This is a genomic window from Roseomonas sp. TF40, assembly GCF_057219975.1.
This window is the reverse complement of the sequence record NZ_JBXVVR010000006.1, coordinates 245,686-260,627: the sequence shown is the minus strand read 5'-3', so window position 1 is coordinate 260,627 and position 14,942 is coordinate 245,686. Positions and strand designations below refer to the sequence as shown.

9 protein-coding genes are annotated in these 14,942 nt (G+C 74.3%); 5 read left to right on the top strand and 4 right to left on the bottom strand.

Features of this window, described 5'->3' with window-relative positions:
- Positions 1–112: 112 nt before the first annotated feature.
- From AC2D9U_RS18000 to pbpC, 4 genes are all read left to right on the top strand, one after another.
- The gene (locus AC2D9U_RS18000; protein WP_484751581.1) at positions 113–1,573 is read left to right on the top strand and encodes an AMP-binding protein; all 1,461 of its coding nucleotides are present in this window, start codon (positions 113–115) and stop codon (positions 1,571–1,573) included.
- The gene (locus AC2D9U_RS17995; RefSeq protein WP_484751580.1) at positions 1,570–3,030 is read left to right on the top strand and encodes an MDR family MFS transporter; all 1,461 of its coding nucleotides are present in this window, start codon (positions 1,570–1,572) and stop codon (positions 3,028–3,030) included. The genes AC2D9U_RS18000 and AC2D9U_RS17995 overlap by 4 nt, the downstream gene beginning before the upstream one ends.
- Before the next feature lie 157 nt (positions 3,031–3,187).
- Positions 3,188–8,290 (top strand): alpha-2-macroglobulin family protein, encoded by a 5,103-nt coding sequence (locus AC2D9U_RS17990; protein WP_484751579.1) that lies wholly within the window; start codon positions 3,188–3,190, stop codon positions 8,288–8,290.
- Positions 8,290–10,221, top strand: coding sequence for a penicillin-binding protein 1C (gene pbpC, locus AC2D9U_RS17985; RefSeq protein ID WP_484751578.1), 1,932 nt, complete (start codon positions 8,290–8,292; stop codon positions 10,219–10,221). Before AC2D9U_RS17990 ends, pbpC begins: the two co-directional genes overlap by 1 nt.
- On the opposite strand, the gene AC2D9U_RS17980 is transcribed toward pbpC, so the two are convergent.
- Complete coding sequence (locus AC2D9U_RS17980; RefSeq protein ID WP_484751577.1) at positions 10,201–10,932, bottom strand: RluA family pseudouridine synthase; 732 nt, start codon at positions 10,930–10,932, stop codon at positions 10,201–10,203. The genes pbpC and AC2D9U_RS17980 overlap by 21 nt on opposite strands.
- Between AC2D9U_RS17980 and AC2D9U_RS17975 the strand changes: the two genes are divergently transcribed.
- Positions 10,931–11,845 (top strand): PfkB family carbohydrate kinase, encoded by a 915-nt coding sequence (locus tag AC2D9U_RS17975; protein WP_484751576.1) that lies wholly within the window; start codon positions 10,931–10,933, stop codon positions 11,843–11,845. The genes AC2D9U_RS17980 and AC2D9U_RS17975 overlap by 2 nt on opposite strands.
- Here the strand turns inward: AC2D9U_RS17975 and AC2D9U_RS17970 are convergent.
- From AC2D9U_RS17970 to AC2D9U_RS17960, 3 genes are read right to left on the bottom strand one after another with little or no spacing between them, the layout of a single operon-like run.
- Positions 11,829–12,800 carry a D-2-hydroxyacid dehydrogenase gene (locus AC2D9U_RS17970; RefSeq protein ID WP_484751575.1) on the bottom strand — a complete coding sequence of 324 codons (972 nt, stop codon included), beginning with the start codon at positions 12,798–12,800 and terminating at the stop codon, positions 11,829–11,831. The genes AC2D9U_RS17975 and AC2D9U_RS17970 overlap by 17 nt on opposite strands.
- Positions 12,797–13,633, bottom strand: a complete 837-nt coding sequence (rsmA, locus tag AC2D9U_RS17965) for a 16S rRNA (adenine(1518)-N(6)/adenine(1519)-N(6))-dimethyltransferase RsmA (RefSeq protein ID WP_484751574.1) — start codon at positions 13,631–13,633, stop codon at positions 12,797–12,799. Before rsmA ends, AC2D9U_RS17970 begins: the two co-directional genes overlap by 4 nt.
- A gap of 4 nt (positions 13,634–13,637) precedes the next feature.
- Positions 13,638–14,918 carry a peptidylprolyl isomerase gene (locus AC2D9U_RS17960; RefSeq protein WP_484751573.1) on the bottom strand — a complete coding sequence of 427 codons (1,281 nt, stop codon included), beginning with the start codon at positions 14,916–14,918 and terminating at the stop codon, positions 13,638–13,640.
- Positions 14,919–14,942 lie beyond the last annotated feature (24 nt).

Here is a 14,942-nt window from a genome sequence, read left to right as displayed (position 1 = left end):
CGAGATCGGAGCGGATTTCTTGCTCTGGAACCAATGCGTGCCAGAGCACGATCCGTCCAAAAGGACGGATCGTGCTCTGGTGGTGCCGAACGCGCCGCCGCATCATGCGCGGATGGCGCCTGCCACGCTCACCCATCTGCTCGAGACCACCGCCGCCGCGCGGCCCGATGCGCCGGCCTTTGGCGGGCTGCGCTGGGCCGAGGTCGCGCGGCGCGTGGAGGCGATGGCGGGCGGGCTGGCGGGGCTGGGCATCGGCCCCGGCGACCGGGTGGCGCTGTTCCTGCCGAACCGGCCGGATTTCCTGCTGCTGCTGCTGGCCCTCGCGCGGCGCGGCGCCTGCGCCATCCTGCTGAACACGCGCTTCCGCGCCGCGGAACTGGCAAATCTGCTGGCGCGCGCCAAGCCCTGCGCGATCGCCGTGGCGCGGGATTTCGCCGGCGTCGATGCGGGCGCGATCCTCGAGGCCGTGCCGGCCGATGCCCGCGCCGGGCTGCGATTCGTGATCGGCGCGGATGGTCTGGGGGCGGGCGTCCTCGCCGGCCTGCCGGTGCACCCGCTGGATACGCTGGCCGGGGAGAGCGCGGATGCCGCCACGCCCGAGAGCCCGGCGCTGACCTACACCACCTCCGGCACCACGGCCGGGCCGAAGCTGGTGCTGCACAGCCAGCGCAGCCTCGCCACCCATGCGCGGGCGGTGGCGGCGCGGATCGGGCTCGACGCGCCGGGCGCTGCCTTCCTCGCCGTGGTGCCGCTCTGCGGCACTTTCGGGCTGAGTGCCGCGCTGGCGGCGCTGGCCGGGGGGGCGGCCATCGCGATGCAGGAACGCTTCGAGGCCGCGGCCGCCGATGCGCTGATCCGCGACCAGCGCATCACCCATATGGTCGCGGGCGATGAATTGCTGCTGAAGCTCGCCGAGGCGGCCGGCGGCCGGCCCTATGCCCCCTTCGCCTTCACCGGCTTCGCCAATTTCCACGGCCAGGGTGCCGCGGTGCTCGCGGCCTCCGACGCGCTGAACCTCGCGGTGCGTGGCGTCTATGGCAGTTCGGAGGCGCAGGCGCTGTTTGCCGTGCAGGCGGCGGGCGTGGCGCCGGGCGGCGGCATGCCGGTGAGTGCCGAGGCCGCCTTCCGCATCGATGCCGAAGGCGGGCTGCATCTGCGCGGGCCCTCGCTCTTCGCCGGCTATCTCGGGGCGCCGCCGCATCAGGGCTGGTTCGCCACCGGCGACCTCGCCGTGGCGCGCGCCGATGGCGGGGGCTTCGACTTCCTCACGCGCAGCGGCGATGCGCTGCGCCTCGGCGGCTTCCTGGTCTCGCCCGAGGAGATCGAGGTCTTTCTCGCGCATCAGCCCGGCGTGCGCGCGGTGCAGGTGGTGGAGGATGCGGGCAAGGCCGTCGCCTGCGTCATCCCCGGCGCGGATTTCGACGCCGCCGCCCTGCTGCGCGCCGCGAAGGCGAGCCTTGCCGGCTTCAAGGTGCCGGCGCGGGTGGTCACGCTCGACGCCTTTCCCGTCACCGATGGCCCGAACGGGCCAAAGATCCAGCGCGCCGCGCTGCGGGCGCTCGCACGGGGATGAGTGCCCTGTCCGATGACCGGAAGGCCGAAGGGCCTGGAGGGCTGAATCGGCCGGGCCAAAAGCAAGCCGATCCGCGCACCATCGCCATCATCGTGGCGAGTGCCTTGTTCATGCAGAACCTGGACAACGCCGTGGTCGGCACGGTGCTGCCGTCCATGGCGCGGGACCTGAACCAGGACCCTGTGCATCTCTCGGTCGCCATCACCTCCTACCTGGTGGCGCTGTGCGTCTTCATCCCCGTCTCGGGCTGGATCGCGGATCGCTTCGGGGCGCGGCGCGTCTTCATGCTGGCGATCTTCGTCTTCGCCCTGTCCTCCGCCCTGGTCGGGCTCTCCCAGGGCCTCGTCTCGCTGGTGGCGGCGCGCGTGCTGCAGGGCGTGGGGGGCGCGATGATGGTGCCCGTGGGGCGGTTGCTGCTGCTGCGGCGCATCCGCAAGGAGGAACTGGTCTCCGCCATGACCTGGCTGACCATGCCCGCCTTGCTGGGGCCGGTCTGCGGCCCGCCGCTGGGGGGGCTGCTGGCCGATGCGGTGTCCTGGCGCGCGGTGTTCTGGATCAACGTGCCGGTCGGCATCCTCGGCCTGATCCTGGTCTGGCGCTTCATCCCCGATGTGGAGAAGGAGGATGCCGGGCCGCTCGATCTGCGGGGCCTCACGCTCTGGGGCGCGGCGCTGGCGCTGCTGATGGCGGCGGCGGAGACGCTCGGGCGTGGCCTCGTGCCGCATTGGGCCACGGCGGCGGCGGCGCTGGGGGGGCTTGGCTTCGCCTGGCTGGCCATCGGCCATTCGCGGCGCGCGGCGCGCCCGGCGGTGGATCTCTCCCTGTTCCGGATGCGCAGCTTCGGCATGTCGATGGGTGCGGGCTCGCTGTTCCGCGCCGGGGCCTCGGCCGTGCCCTTCCTGCTGCCGCTCAAGCTGCAGCTGGTCTTCGGGCTTTCGGCCGGGACCAGCGGGCTGGTCACCTTCGCCTCGGCGCTGGGCGCCTTCGCGATGAAGCCGCTGGTGCGCCCGCTGCTCAAGCGCTTCGGCTTCCGCACGGTGCTGAGCGTGAATTGCGTGGCGGCGACGGCGGGCGTGGTGGTCTGCGCCACCTTCACCCCCGCCTGGCCGCTGGTGGCGATCTTCGCCGTGCTGGCGCTGGGTGGGCTGACGCGCAGCCTGCATTTCACCGCGCTCAATGCGCTCTCCTTCGCCGATGTGCCGCCGGAGAAATTCGCCGCCGCCACGGCCATGACCGGGACCTTGCAGCAGCTGGGCCTGGCGCTGGGCGTGGTGCTTGGCTCGATGACGCTGGAGGCTTCGCTGGCGGTGACGGGGCGGGACGCGCCGGGGCTGGGCGAGTTCTCCGTGGGCTTCCTGGTGGCGGGGCTGGTGGTGCTGGCCTCGCTGCCCTCGACGCTGCGCCTGCCGCCCGAGACGGGGGCGCGGGTGTCGGGGCATCGGCCGGCGGGAAGCTGAACGGGCTGGCCCTGTGCCTTTCCACGCGTGCGGGCGGCGAAGCCGACCGAGGCGCGGAAGGGCGCCCGGCGCCTGAGGGCGCAAAATGCTCACACCTCCATGCATTCGCCACACAGCCATGCCATGCTGTGCGAAACGCCTGCCCGGAGCACGCCTGATGTTGCGCTTCCTGCTGCCCTTCCTGGCCCTTCTCGCCTGGCTGGTCCCGGCGCAGGCCCTGGAAATCCCTGGTCTCGACCGCGATGCGGATGTCTATGAAGGCAGCCTGACGCGCCGCTTCCCCGCCGGCGGCACGCCGCAGCAGCGCGCCCAGGCCGAGACCCGCGCCCGCGCCGCCGAGGCCCGCAACGACTGGGCCGCCGCCGCCACCGCCTGGGAGGAGCGGATCGCCCTCGGCCAGGCCAGCGCCGATACCTGGCTGGCGCTCGGCACCGCGCAGCTGCGCCGCACCCCGCCCGAGGCCGCCCGCGCGCTGCAGGCCGGCTGGAAGGCCTTCCTGATGGTGCCCGGCGGCGTGCCCGAGATCCCCTCCCTGCAACTGATCGCCGAGGCGCTGCGCGTGGCCGACCGCCCGGCCTTCCAGCTCCAGGCGCTGGAAGCGGTGGTGGAGCGTGCGCCGGATGAGGCCCGTTACCGGGAGCAACTCGCCGCCGCGCGCCGCGCCGCGGGGCTGCTGGTGCGGCGCCTGCGCACCGAATCCGACGCCGAGCCGGCGCGCGCCTGCATCGACTTCACCTCCGCCCCCTCCCGCCGCGCCGACTTCCAGCCGCAGGACTGGTTCCGCGCCGAACCGCCGCTGCCCGGCATGACCGTGGTGCGGGAGGGCGACGTGCTCTGCCTCGCCGGCCTGCCCTGGGGCCAGACCACGCGGGTGATCATGCGCGCCGGCCTGCCGGGCGAGGACGGGCTGCGCGTGCTGCGCGACTGGCAGCTCAACATCGCCATGCCGAACCGCATGCCGCGCATCGCCTTCGACAGCCGCGCCTTCGTGCTGCCGCGCGGCCAGGCGCCGCAGCTCACGGTCGCGACGGTGAATGTCGCCTCTCTGGAACTGCGCCTGATCCGGGTCAGCGAGCGCAACATCGCCACGCTGACGCGCGACTGGCGCCCGGGGACGCTGCTCGAGGGCTGGACCGCCAACATCATGGCCGATGAAAGTGGCCGCGTGGTCTGGGAAGGAAGGGCGGAACTGCCCGCCGCCGCGCCCAACACCACCGCCCGCACGGCCCTGCCGCTGCCCGAGGCGCTGCGGACGGCGGGGCCGGGGATGTACCTGCTGGTCGCCCTGCCGGGCGATGGCCAGCGCAACCGCATCTCGCCCAGCGCGGTGGCGATCCTGGCGACGGACCTGGGTCTCACCGCCTGGCAGGGGCCGCAGGGGCTGACCGCCCAGCTGCGCGGCTTCTCCGACGCCCTGCCGCGCGCCGGCGCGCAGGTGCGGCTGCTGGCCCGCAACAACGACATATTGGGCGAGGCGACGACCGACGCGCAGGGCCAGGTCACCTTCGGCGCGGCGCTGCTGCGCGGGGAGGGGCCGCAATCGCCGCTCGCGCTGCAGGCCCTGGCCGGGGATGATTTCGCGAGCCTCGATTTGCTGACCGCCGCCTTCGACCTCTCCGACCGCGGCGCCGAGGGCCGGGCGCATCCCGGGCCGCTCGATGCCTTCGTCTGGCTCGATCGCGGCATCTATCGCCCGGGCGAGACGGTGCAGGTCTCGGCCCTGCTGCGCGAGGGCGGCGGCGCGCCGGCCGACATCCCGGCGCGGCTGCGCATCCGCCGGCCGAACGGGCAGGTGTTCTTCGAGGCCGTGCCCGCGCGCGTGCCGGGCGCGGCCTTCACCGTGCCGGTGGCGCTCTCCTCCAGCGCGCCGGTGGGCGCCTGGACGGTGGAGGTGCTGGCCGACCCCAGCGCGCCGCCGATCGGTCGCACCACCTTCCGCGTCGATGCCTTCGTGCCGGAGCGGCTGGAAGTCACCCTCGGCACGGCCGGGTCGCTGGTGCCGGGCAGGGCGCTCGACCTGCCGGTCACGGCGCGCTTCCTCTATGGCGCGCCCGGTGCGGGGCTGACCGGCACGGCGGAGCTGCGGCTGGTCCCGGATGCCGAGCCCTGGCCTGCCTGGCGCGGCTGGCGCTTCGGGCTGATGGAGGAAAGCTTCGCCCCCGATTTGCTGAATTTCGAGGTGCCGGAAACCGACGCGCAGGGCCGCGCCGCGGTCTCCGTGCTGCTGCCCGCCGCCCCCGATACGACCCGCCCGGTGAAGGCGGAGATCGCCGTGCTGATGGGCGAGCCCGGCGGGCGGGTGAGCGGCGCGCGCACCACCCTGCCGGTGCGCCCGGCCGGCACGCTGCTCGCCATTCGCCCCGGCTTCGAGGGGGGCGCGGTGGATGCCAATGCCGAGGCCGCCTTCCAGATCGCCGCGGTGAATCCCGAAGGGGCCGCCATCGCCGCCAATCTCCGCCTGCGCCTGGTGCGCGAGCGCCCCGACTGGCGGATCGTGATGCGCGAGCGCATCGCCCGCTATGAGACGGTCTGGCGCGATGAGCCGGTGGACAGCACCAACATCGCCGTCGCGCCCAACGCGCCGGGCCGCTTCGCCCGCGTGCTGCCCTTCGGCCGCTACCGCATCGAGGTGAGCGAGCCCAACGGCCTCGCCATCGCAAGCTACCGCTTCCGCAGCGGCTGGGCGCAGGGCGAGTCGGCGGAGGTGCCGGACCGCGTCGATCTCGCCGCCGACAAGCGCGCCTATGCGCCGGGCGAGACGGCGCGCATCCGCATCACGCCCCCCTTCGCCGGGCGCGCCAGCGTGGCCGTGCTGACGGACCGCGTGGTGTCGCTGCAGGAAATCACCGTGCCGGAAGCGGGCGCCGAGGTCTCGGTGCCGGTCGATCCGGCCTGGGGGCCGGGCGCGCATGTCTCCGTCACCGTCTTCCGCCCCGGCCAGTCGCCGGCCGGGCGGCCGGGCCGCGCGCTCGGCCTCGTCTGGCTCGGCCTTGATCCCAGCGCGCGGCAGATGGCGGTGGCGATCGAGACCCCCGACCTCGTGCGCCCCAATACCCGCATCGAGGTGCCGATCCGGCTCGCCCAATCGGGTGGCTCCGCCATGGTCACGCTGGCCGCGGTGGATGAGGGCATTCTGCGGATCACCAACTTCGCCTCGCCCGATCCGGCCGGGCATTTCCTGGCGCGGCGGCGCCTCGGCCTCGACATCCGCGACGATTACGGGCGGCTGATTGCCCCCGCGGAGGGTGAGGCGGCGGTGCTGCGCCAGGGTGGCGACGGCATGGATGGCGCGGGCATGATCCAGATCCCGCAGCGCATCGTGGCCCTGTTCAGCGGCGCGGTGGCGGTGGGCCCGGATGGCCGCGCGGTGATCCCGCTCGACATGCCCGATTTCGCCGGCGAGGTGCGGCTGATGGTCGTGGCCTGGGAGGGTAACCGCATCGGCCAGGCCTCGCGGCCCATGACGGTGCGCGAGGCCGCGGTGGCCGAGGCGCTGCTGCCGCGCTTCCTCGCCCCGGGTGACACCGCCCGCCTGCCGGTGCTGCTGCACAATGTCGAACTGCCGGCCGGCGCCTTCACCGCCACCCTGACCGCCACGGGCGCCATCGAACTCGCCGGGCCGGCGCGGATCGAGCTGAGCCTGGCGGCCGGGGCGCGGGCCCTGCCCGCCACGCAACTCCGCGCGACCATGGTGGGGGAGGGCGTGCTGCGCCTGGCCGTCACCGGGCCGAACGGCTTCACCACGACGCGGGAGAGCCGGATCACCGTGCGCTCCTCCCGCCCCGCGGTCAGTGAGATCGCCTTCGCCACGCTGCCCCCCGGCGGCACGGCGGCGGTGCCGCTGCCCTCGGACCGCTTCATCGCCGGCACCTGGCGGGCCTCGGTGAGCTGGGGGGCGCCGGTGCGCTTCGATTCGGCGGCGCTGCTGGCCGGCCTCAAGCGCTTCCCGCTGGATTGCCTGGAACAGGCCTCCTCCCGCCTGCTGGCGCTCAGCTTCGCGCCGCAGAACCCGGACACGGCGCAGGAGGACCAGGCGGCGCTGCTCCAGGCGCTGCAATCCGTGCTGGACCGCCAGCGCTTCGATGGCCGCTTCGGCTTCTGGTCCGCCGAGGGCGAGGTGCATGACTGGGCGAGCCTCTACGCCGTGGAGGCGCTGCTGCGCGCCAAAGCGGCCGGCGCCCCGGTGCCGGAAGCCGCGCTGGCCGATGCGCTGCGCGGCGTCGAGGAATCGCTCGAGCAGAACAGCAGCGGCCCCGCGGCGCTGGCCGCCCAGGCCTATCGGGTGCACCTGATGGGCCTCGCCGGGCGGCACCGGCTGGGTGCGGCGCGGCGCCTGGCGGAGAGCCTCGACGCCCTGCCCACGCCGCTGGCCAAGGCGCAGCTCGCCGCCGCCTTCGCGCGGGCGGGCGACCGGGCGCGGGCCGAGCAGGTCTTCGCCGCCGCGCTGGCCAATCCGGGGCGGAGTTTCTGGTTCGCGGATTACGGCTCGGCGGCGCGCGATGCGCTGGCCACCGCGCTGCTGCTGCGCGAGAGCGGCGTGGCCCAGGACCGGCTGCCCGCGCTGCTCGCGCGCCTGCCGGGGGCGGATTTCACGCCGGCGGTCAGCAATACCCAGGAACAGGCCTGGGCCGTGGCCGCGGCCGCGGTGCTCGGGCGTGACGGGCGGCCGCTGCGCATGACCTTCAATGAGCGCGACCTGCCCGTGGCCCCCGTGCTGCACGCGGCCCTGACCGCGCCGGGCCAGGCGCGCAACCGGGGCGATGCGCCGGTGGTGCAGGCGGTGACCATCGCCGGCGTGCCGACCTCGCCTTTGCCGGCGGCCAGCCAGGGGCTGCGCGTCGCGCGCCGCTTCTTCGACATGGCGGGCCAGCCGGTGAATCTCGACACGCTGCGGGCGGGCACGAATTTCGTGCTGCTCATGGAAGTGCGCGCGCTGAACAACGAACGGCATGAGGCGATGCTCACCCAGGGGCTGCCCGCGGGCTGGGAAATCGCCGGGCGGCTGCCGGCGGGTGAGGTCACGGGCATGCCCTGGCTCGGCACGCTCACCGAGGCGCAGAGCGTGGCCGCGCGCGATGACCGCTTCGCCGCCGCCATCGAGCTAACGCCCGATTCGCCGCTGGCGCGGCTCGCGGTGCGGCTGCGGGCGGTGACGGCAGGCTCCTTCGAACTGCCGGGGATGGAGGCGGCGGACATGTACCGCCCCGGCATCTTCGGCCGCCAGAACAGCGCCCGCATCGCGGTGCTGCCGGCGGAGTGATGCGCCGCCGCCTGACCCTCGCCGGGCTCGCCCTGGCGGCGGTGGCGCTGGCCGTGGTGGCGCTGGACCGGGCCTTCCCGCCCAACCTCGTGCGCCTCGCGGCGGGCGTCGAGGTGCTGGACCGGGAGGGGCGGACCCTCTCGGTCCTGCCGGCCGCGGGCGGGGTCTGGCGGCTCGCCACCACGGTCGAGGACGTGCCGCCGCACCTGATCGCGATGCTGGTCGCGGCCGAGGACCGGCGCTTCCTGTGGCATCGCGGCGTCGATCCCGCGGCGCTGGCGCGCGCCAGCCTGCAATGGATCCGCGCCGGGCGGGTGGTCTCGGGCGGGTCGACGCTGACCATGCAGGCCGCGCGGCTGCTGGAGCCCCGCCCGCGCACGCTGCGCAGCAAGCTGATCGAGATCGCGCGCGCCCTGCAGCTTGAGGCCCGCTTCAGCAAGGGCGAGATCCTCGGCATCTGGCTGACGCTCGCGCCGCAGGGCGGCAATCTCGAGGGGCTGCGCGCCGGCTCCCTCGCCTGGTTCGGCCGCCCGCCCGGGCAGCTCGACGCCGGGGAGGCCGCGCTGCTGATCGCCCTCGCCCGCCGGCCCGAGGCGCTGCGCCCCGATCGCCACCCCGAACGCGCCCGCGCGGCACGCGACGCCGTGCTGCTGGCCCGCGCCGCCGGGGCGGGCGAGGTCAGCGTCGCCGAGCGCGACCTCGCCCTCGCCAGCCCCCTGCCCAGCGCCCGCACGCCCCTGCCGCGGCTCGCACCCCATCATGCGCGGGAGGTCGCGCGCGGGGCGCCGCCGGGCGCGCGCATCGCCACCACGCTCGACCGCGACCTGCAGCGCGCCGCCGAGCGGATTGCCGCCGAGGCGCTGCGCCCGCTGCCCGAGCGCGCGGCGATCGCGCTGATGATCACCGATGCCGCGACGCGCGAACCCCGCGCCCTGGTCGGCGGCGCCTTCGGGGTGGAGGCCCGGGCCGGGGCGCTGGATCTGACGCGCGCCGTGCGTTCGCCCGGTTCGGCGCTGAAGCCGCTGCTCTACGCGATGGCCTTCGAGGCCGGGGCGGCGCGGCCCGAGACGCTGCTGAGCGACCTGCCGGCGCGCTTCGGCAGCTATGCGCCCGAGAATTTCTCCCGCGATTTCGCCGGCCGCGTGACGGCGGCGGAGGCGCTGCGGCAATCGCTCAACCTGCCGGCGGTGGCGCTGCTGGCCGAGGTGGGGGCGCTGCGCTTCGCCGCGGCGCTCAAGAGCGCGGGGGCGCCGCCGCGCCTCGCGCCGGGGGCCGAGCCCTCCCTGCCGCTCGCGCTCGGCGGGTCGGGCACCACGCTGCGGGAGATGATGGCGCTCTACGCCACGCTGGCCGACCAGGGGCGGGGCGTGGGTGGCGTGCCGGTGGTCGCGCCCCAGGCGGCGCGGGCGGTGGCGGGGGTGCTGGTGCAGCCCTTCCCGGGCGGTGGCCCCGGGGGGATCGCCTGGAAGACCGGCACGAGCTGGGGCGGGCGGGACGCCTGGGCCTTCGGCTATGACCAGCGCCATGTGGGTGGCGTGTGGATCGGCCGGCCGGATGGCACGCCGCTGCCCGGGCTGACGGGGCGCACCGCCGCGCTGCCGCAACTCGCCGCGCTCTTCGCCCTGCTGCCCGCCGCACCGCTGGAGCCGCTGCAGGTCCGCCCCATCGCCCCGCCGCTCGCCCAGCCCGTGGACCGGCTGCGCCTGGCGTTTCCCATGCCTGGCGCGGTGCTGGTGGAGGGGGCGGGGCCGGTCACGCTGCGCGCCACGGGCGGGCGCCGGCCGCTGACCTTCCTGGTCGATGGCGCGCCCCTGGCGCATGAACGCGCCCGGCGCGAGGCCGCCTGGACCCCGCCGGGGCCGGGCTTCTACCGCATCACCGTGCTGGACGCGGATGGCGTGGCGGCACGCTCAGACCTGCGGGTCCGCTGAGGGAGCACAGCGCGCCAGCGCCGCGTGCATATGCGCCGGTACCGGTGCTTCGAGGTCCAGCGGCGGGTCGAGCGGCAGGTGCAGCGCGCGGGCCAGCAGGTGCAGCCCGCCCGGCTCGCCCGCGCCGTAGAGCGTATCGCCCAGGATCGGGCAGCCGAGATGCGCGCAATGCACGCGAAGTTGATGCGTGCGCCCCGTCTCGGGCCGCAACTCCAGCCAGGCGAGGCTGGGCGCTCCCTTGGGCGCGCGGCCGAGCACGCGCCAGGCGGTGCGGGCCGGATCGCCCTTGGCATCCACCGCCATGCGCCAACCGGCCGCGCGCGTGCTGGTCTTGAGCAGCGGGGCGTCGATCACGCCGGCCTCGGCGCCGGGCGCGCCGCGTACCACCGCCCAGTAGGTCTTGCGCACATGGCGCCCGGCGAACAGCGCGTTGAGCGCGGCCAGCATCGGCGCCGTGCGGCCCAGCACCAGCAGCCCGGCCGTGTCGGTATCGAGACGATGCGCCGGCTGCGGATCGCGCTTCCTGCCCATCCGCAAGGCGGGCAGGTGGCGCGCCAGATCCTCGCCCTGGCGCGCGGCGATGGGCAGGCCGGCGGGCTTGTCGAGCACCAGGATCTCCGGCGTCACCAGCAGCAATCGCGCCTGCAGCCAGGCGGGCAGCGGAATTGCCGCTTGGCGAAGGGGGGGGCGGGATGGGACGTTACGTCGCATGAACGCACCTGATTCCCGCCCTGTCGTCGTCTGCCTCGGCAGCGTGGTCATGGACCACACCTTCTACGTCGACGACATCGTGCAGCCGCCCTCCAAGAACCGCGCGCGCAGCTACAAGCTGGGCGCGGGCGGCCTGGCCGCCAATGCCTCGGTCGCGGTGGCGCGGATGGGCGGCAATTGCATCTTCTGGGGCCGTGTCGGGGATGACCTCAACGGCAAGCCGCTGCTGCAGGCGCTGGCGGAGCAGGGGGTGGATGTCTCGCATTGCCGCCTCGCCCCCAATGCGCGCACGCCGGTCTCGGCCGTGCTGGTGGACCCGGTGGGCGAGCGCAGCATCTACGCCTATCGCGGCGAGAATCTCGGCACGGACCCGGCCTGGCTGCCGCTGCAGTTGATCGACACGGCCAAGGCCTTCCTCTGCGACCCGCGCTGGCCGGAAGGGGCCGCGCGCGCGCTGGACTATGCCCGCGCCAAGGGCATCCCCACCGTGATCGATGGCGAGAAGACCGAGACGCGCATCCTCATGGACCTGATCCCGCGCGTGGACCATGCCGTGTTCTCGGTGCCGGGCCTCGCGAATTGGGCGCCCGGGGCCAAGCCGGTGGAGGCGCTGCGGCGGGCGATCGAGGCCGGCTGCACCGTCGCCGCCGTGACGCGCGGCGAGAAGGGCACGCAATGGATGACGCGCGAGGATCCGACGCCGCGCGTCACCCCGGCCTTCCGCGTGCAGGCCACCAACACGACCGGCGCGGGGGATGTGTTCCACGGCGCCTACGCGCTGGCGATTGCGGAGGGGCAGAGTGCGGCGCAGGCCATCCGCTTCTCCTCCGCCGCCGGGGCGCTGCGCGCGCGCGACGGCGCGACGCCGGACCGGGCCATGGTCGAGGAGCTTCTCGCTACACAACCTGGTTGAACAGCGCCGTCTCGCCGCGGCGCAGACGGCCCAGGTTTTCCTCCATCAGGTCGAGCACATTGCCCTCATAGGCGCGCGTCTCGCCGCCGGTATGCGGCGTGATCACGACATTGGGCATGTGCCAGAGCGGGCTGGCCTCGGGCAGCGGCTCTTCCGCCGTCACGTCGAGCGCGGCATGGCCGACCTGCCCGGAGGCCAGCGCCGCGATCAGCGCGGCCTCGTCGCAGACCGGCCCGCGCGCGACATTCACCAGCATCGCGCCCGGCTTCATCGCGGCGAATTCGCTGGCCCCCATCAGCCCGCGCGTCTCGGGCGTGAGCGCGCAGCAGAGCGCGACGATGTCGGCGCGGGCGAGGCAGGCATGCAACTCGCCCATGCCATGCACCTCATCCGCGCCATCCGCCCCCTTGGCCGGGTCCGCGCGCAGCCCGATGACCTTCATGCCGAAGGCCTTGGCAAGGCGCGCGAGCCGCCCGCCGATGCGCCCGAGCCCGACGACGACCAGCGTCTTGCCGCCGAGCTCGTCCTCGCGCTGGGTCAGGTCCCCGATCATGCCGCGCCAATGTCTTCCGAGTTGGTTGTCGCGAGCTTCCGGAAGCCGGCGCATGACCGCCAGGATCAGCGCCATCGCGTGTTCCGACACCGCATTCGCATTCGCCCCCTGCGCCGAGGCGAGGCGGATGCCCGCACCGCGCAGCACGTCGCGGTCATACTGGTCGACGCCGGCGCTGATCGACTGGATGAATTTCAGCCGCTTCGCCTTGGCCGCGAGGTGGTTGCGCCACATCCCCGAGACCAGCAGCACATCGGCCTCCTGGATCCGTGCCTCCAGCTCATCGAGGGAGCGGACCTCGAAATGCGCGAGCGTCCCGCCGCGCTGCGCGTAGCGCTCGGCGAAGCGGTAGGCGACATGCGCGAAGCAGATCCTGAGGTCGGTATCGGGCGGCAGGGTCATGGCGGATTCTCTCTGCTCAAGAGGCAACGGGCGAGGCGGTCGAACTCGGCGACGCTCAGCGTCTCGGCGCGGCGGTCGCCGGCGATGCCGGCAAGGCCGAGCAGGCCTTCCGCATCGCCGAGCGATTTCAGCGCGCCGCGCAGCATCTTGCGGCGCTGGCCGAAGGCCGCCGCCGTGGTGCGCTCCATCGCCGCGAACAGCGCCGGGCCGGGATCCTCGGCATGGGGCGTGAGGCCGACGACGGCGGAAAACACCTTGGGCGGGGGCGAGAAGGCGCCCGGCGGCAGGCGCAGCAGGAAGCTCACCTTGCAGCGCCACTGCGCCAGCACGCCGAGCCGCCCGTAATGCTCGGTGTCGGGGGCGGCGCAGATGCGCTCCGCCACCTCCTGCTGGAACATCAGCGTCATGCCCTCGATCGCCGCCGCCGCGCGCAGCCAGCCGACCAGCAGCGGCGTGCCGACATTGTAGGGCAGGTTGGCGACGATCTTCCGTGGGGCAGCGAGTTCGGCGGCGATGTCGATGGTCATCGCATCGGCCTCCCGCACCTCCAGCCGGCCGGGATGCAGCGCGCCGAGTTCAGCGAGGGCGGCGATGGCGCGGCGGTCCAGCTCCACGGCCAGCACGCGCGCGGCCGGGGTGGCGAGCAGCGCGCGGGTCAGCCCGCCAGGGCCGGGGCCGACTTCCAGCACATGGCGCCCCGTGAGGTCGCCCGCCAGGGCCGCGATGCGCGCGCAGAGCGCCTCATCGAGCAGGAAGTGCTGGCCGAGCGACTTGCGGGCATCGAGGCCGTGGCGCGCCACCGTCTCGCGCAGCGACGGCAGCGCGGGGGTCATCGGCTCAGCTACGCATCTCGATCTGCGCGCGGCGGCGGATCTCGCGCTGCAACTGGCGGGAGAGCAGTTCGGCGCGGTCGCGCGTGATCTGCTGACGCGCGGCCTCGGGCGTGGGCTCGGCGAGGTTGCGGCTCTCGCGCGAGCAGACCATCAGCACGGCTACGCCATCGGGGGCGATGATCGCCTGGCTGGCGCGGCCCGGCGGCAGGGAGGCGACCATGGCGCGCAGCTGCGGCGGCTGCATCGTCTCAAGGCGCACCGGCCCCGGATCGGTCGGGCGATCGGAGCCGGAGGCCCGGGCGGCGGCCTCGATCGCATCGCAGCTGCGGGCGGAGGCGGAGAGCGCGCGGGCGCGCTCCACCACGGCGATCTGCTGCGGCGTCGGCGCGTTGGGGTCGAGCTGGCCAGGGAAAGGGAAGAAGACCTGGCGGATGCTCAGCATGGTGGCATCGTCCCGCCCAACCTCGCGCCGCGCGCGCAGGGTGACGATCTGGAAGCCGCCGGGCACGCGGATCGGGCTGGCGATGGCGCCGGGGGGCATCTGTGCCAGAACCCGCTGCACCGCGGGGTCCACGGCCTCGGCACCGACCCAGCCGAGATCGCCGCCGGCGAGCGCGCTCTGAGACTGGCTGAACTGCGTCGCGGCGATGGGGAAGGGCACGCCGCCGCGCAGCTGGGCCACGATCTCATCCACGAAGCGGCGGACCTCGGGTTCCTCCGAGGGGTCGTCCACGGGGACGAAGATCTCGCCCACCAGGTATTCCGGCTGGCCTGCGCGGGCGCGTGTGGCGGCGATGAAATCGGCCACCTCGGCGTCGCTGATCGGCCCCTGGGCGTTCAGCATGGCGCGAATCAGGCGCGACCAGGCGATCTGCACGCGCAGCTGGTCGAACAACACGCGAGGCTCGATGCCGGCGCGGCGCAATTGCGCCACCAGCCCACCAGGGGGAAGGTTGTTGCGGCGTTCGATGTCGGCGAGGGATTGGGCGATGTCCTGGTCGGTCACCGGCACGCGGCGGCGCTGGGCTTCCTGAAGGCGGAGCCGTTCGTCGATCAGCAGGCGGGTGACCTGCGGGTTCAGCCGGTCCAGCGCGGCGGGGGCGGCGTTGAGCCCGGCATTGAGCGCGAAGAGGCGGCGCCGGCCATCCACATCGGCGCGGGTGATGATGTCGCCGTTGATCACGGCGATGATGCGGTTGGTCTCCTGCGCCGGCGCCGGCACGGGCGCGCCCAGCAGCCCGGCGGCGAGGGTGAGCGGCAGGAGAAGGCGGGGCAGGAGGCGCATGGGGTATTGCTTAAGCGCCCCGCG

What these genes read in the sequence shown, in the direction of transcription:
- AC2D9U_RS17970 (WP_484751575.1), bottom strand. Translation starts at nt 12,800, where the DNA reads ATGACCCTGCCGCCCGATACCGACCTCAGGATCTGCTTCGCGCATGTC.
- AC2D9U_RS17990 (WP_484751579.1), top strand. Translation starts at nt 3,188, where the DNA reads ATGTTGCGCTTCCTGCTGCCCTTCCTGGCCCTTCTCGCCTGGCTGGTC.
- pbpC (WP_484751578.1), top strand. Translation starts at nt 8,290, where the DNA reads ATGCGCCGCCGCCTGACCCTCGCCGGGCTCGCCCTGGCGGCGGTGGCG.
- AC2D9U_RS17960 (WP_484751573.1), bottom strand. Translation starts at nt 14,918, where the DNA reads ATGCGCCTCCTGCCCCGCCTTCTCCTGCCGCTCACCCTCGCCGCCGGG.
- AC2D9U_RS18000 (WP_484751581.1), top strand. Translation starts at nt 113, where the DNA reads ATGGCGCCTGCCACGCTCACCCATCTGCTCGAGACCACCGCCGCCGCG.
- rsmA (WP_484751574.1), bottom strand. Translation starts at nt 13,633, where the DNA reads ATGACCCCCGCGCTGCCGTCGCTGCGCGAGACGGTGGCGCGCCACGGC.
- AC2D9U_RS17975 (WP_484751576.1), top strand. Translation starts at nt 10,931, where the DNA reads ATGAACGCACCTGATTCCCGCCCTGTCGTCGTCTGCCTCGGCAGCGTG.
- AC2D9U_RS17980 (WP_484751577.1), bottom strand. Translation starts at nt 10,932, where the DNA reads ATGCGACGTAACGTCCCATCCCGCCCCCCCCTTCGCCAAGCGGCAATT.
- AC2D9U_RS17995 (WP_484751580.1), top strand. Translation starts at nt 1,570, where the DNA reads ATGAGTGCCCTGTCCGATGACCGGAAGGCCGAAGGGCCTGGAGGGCTG.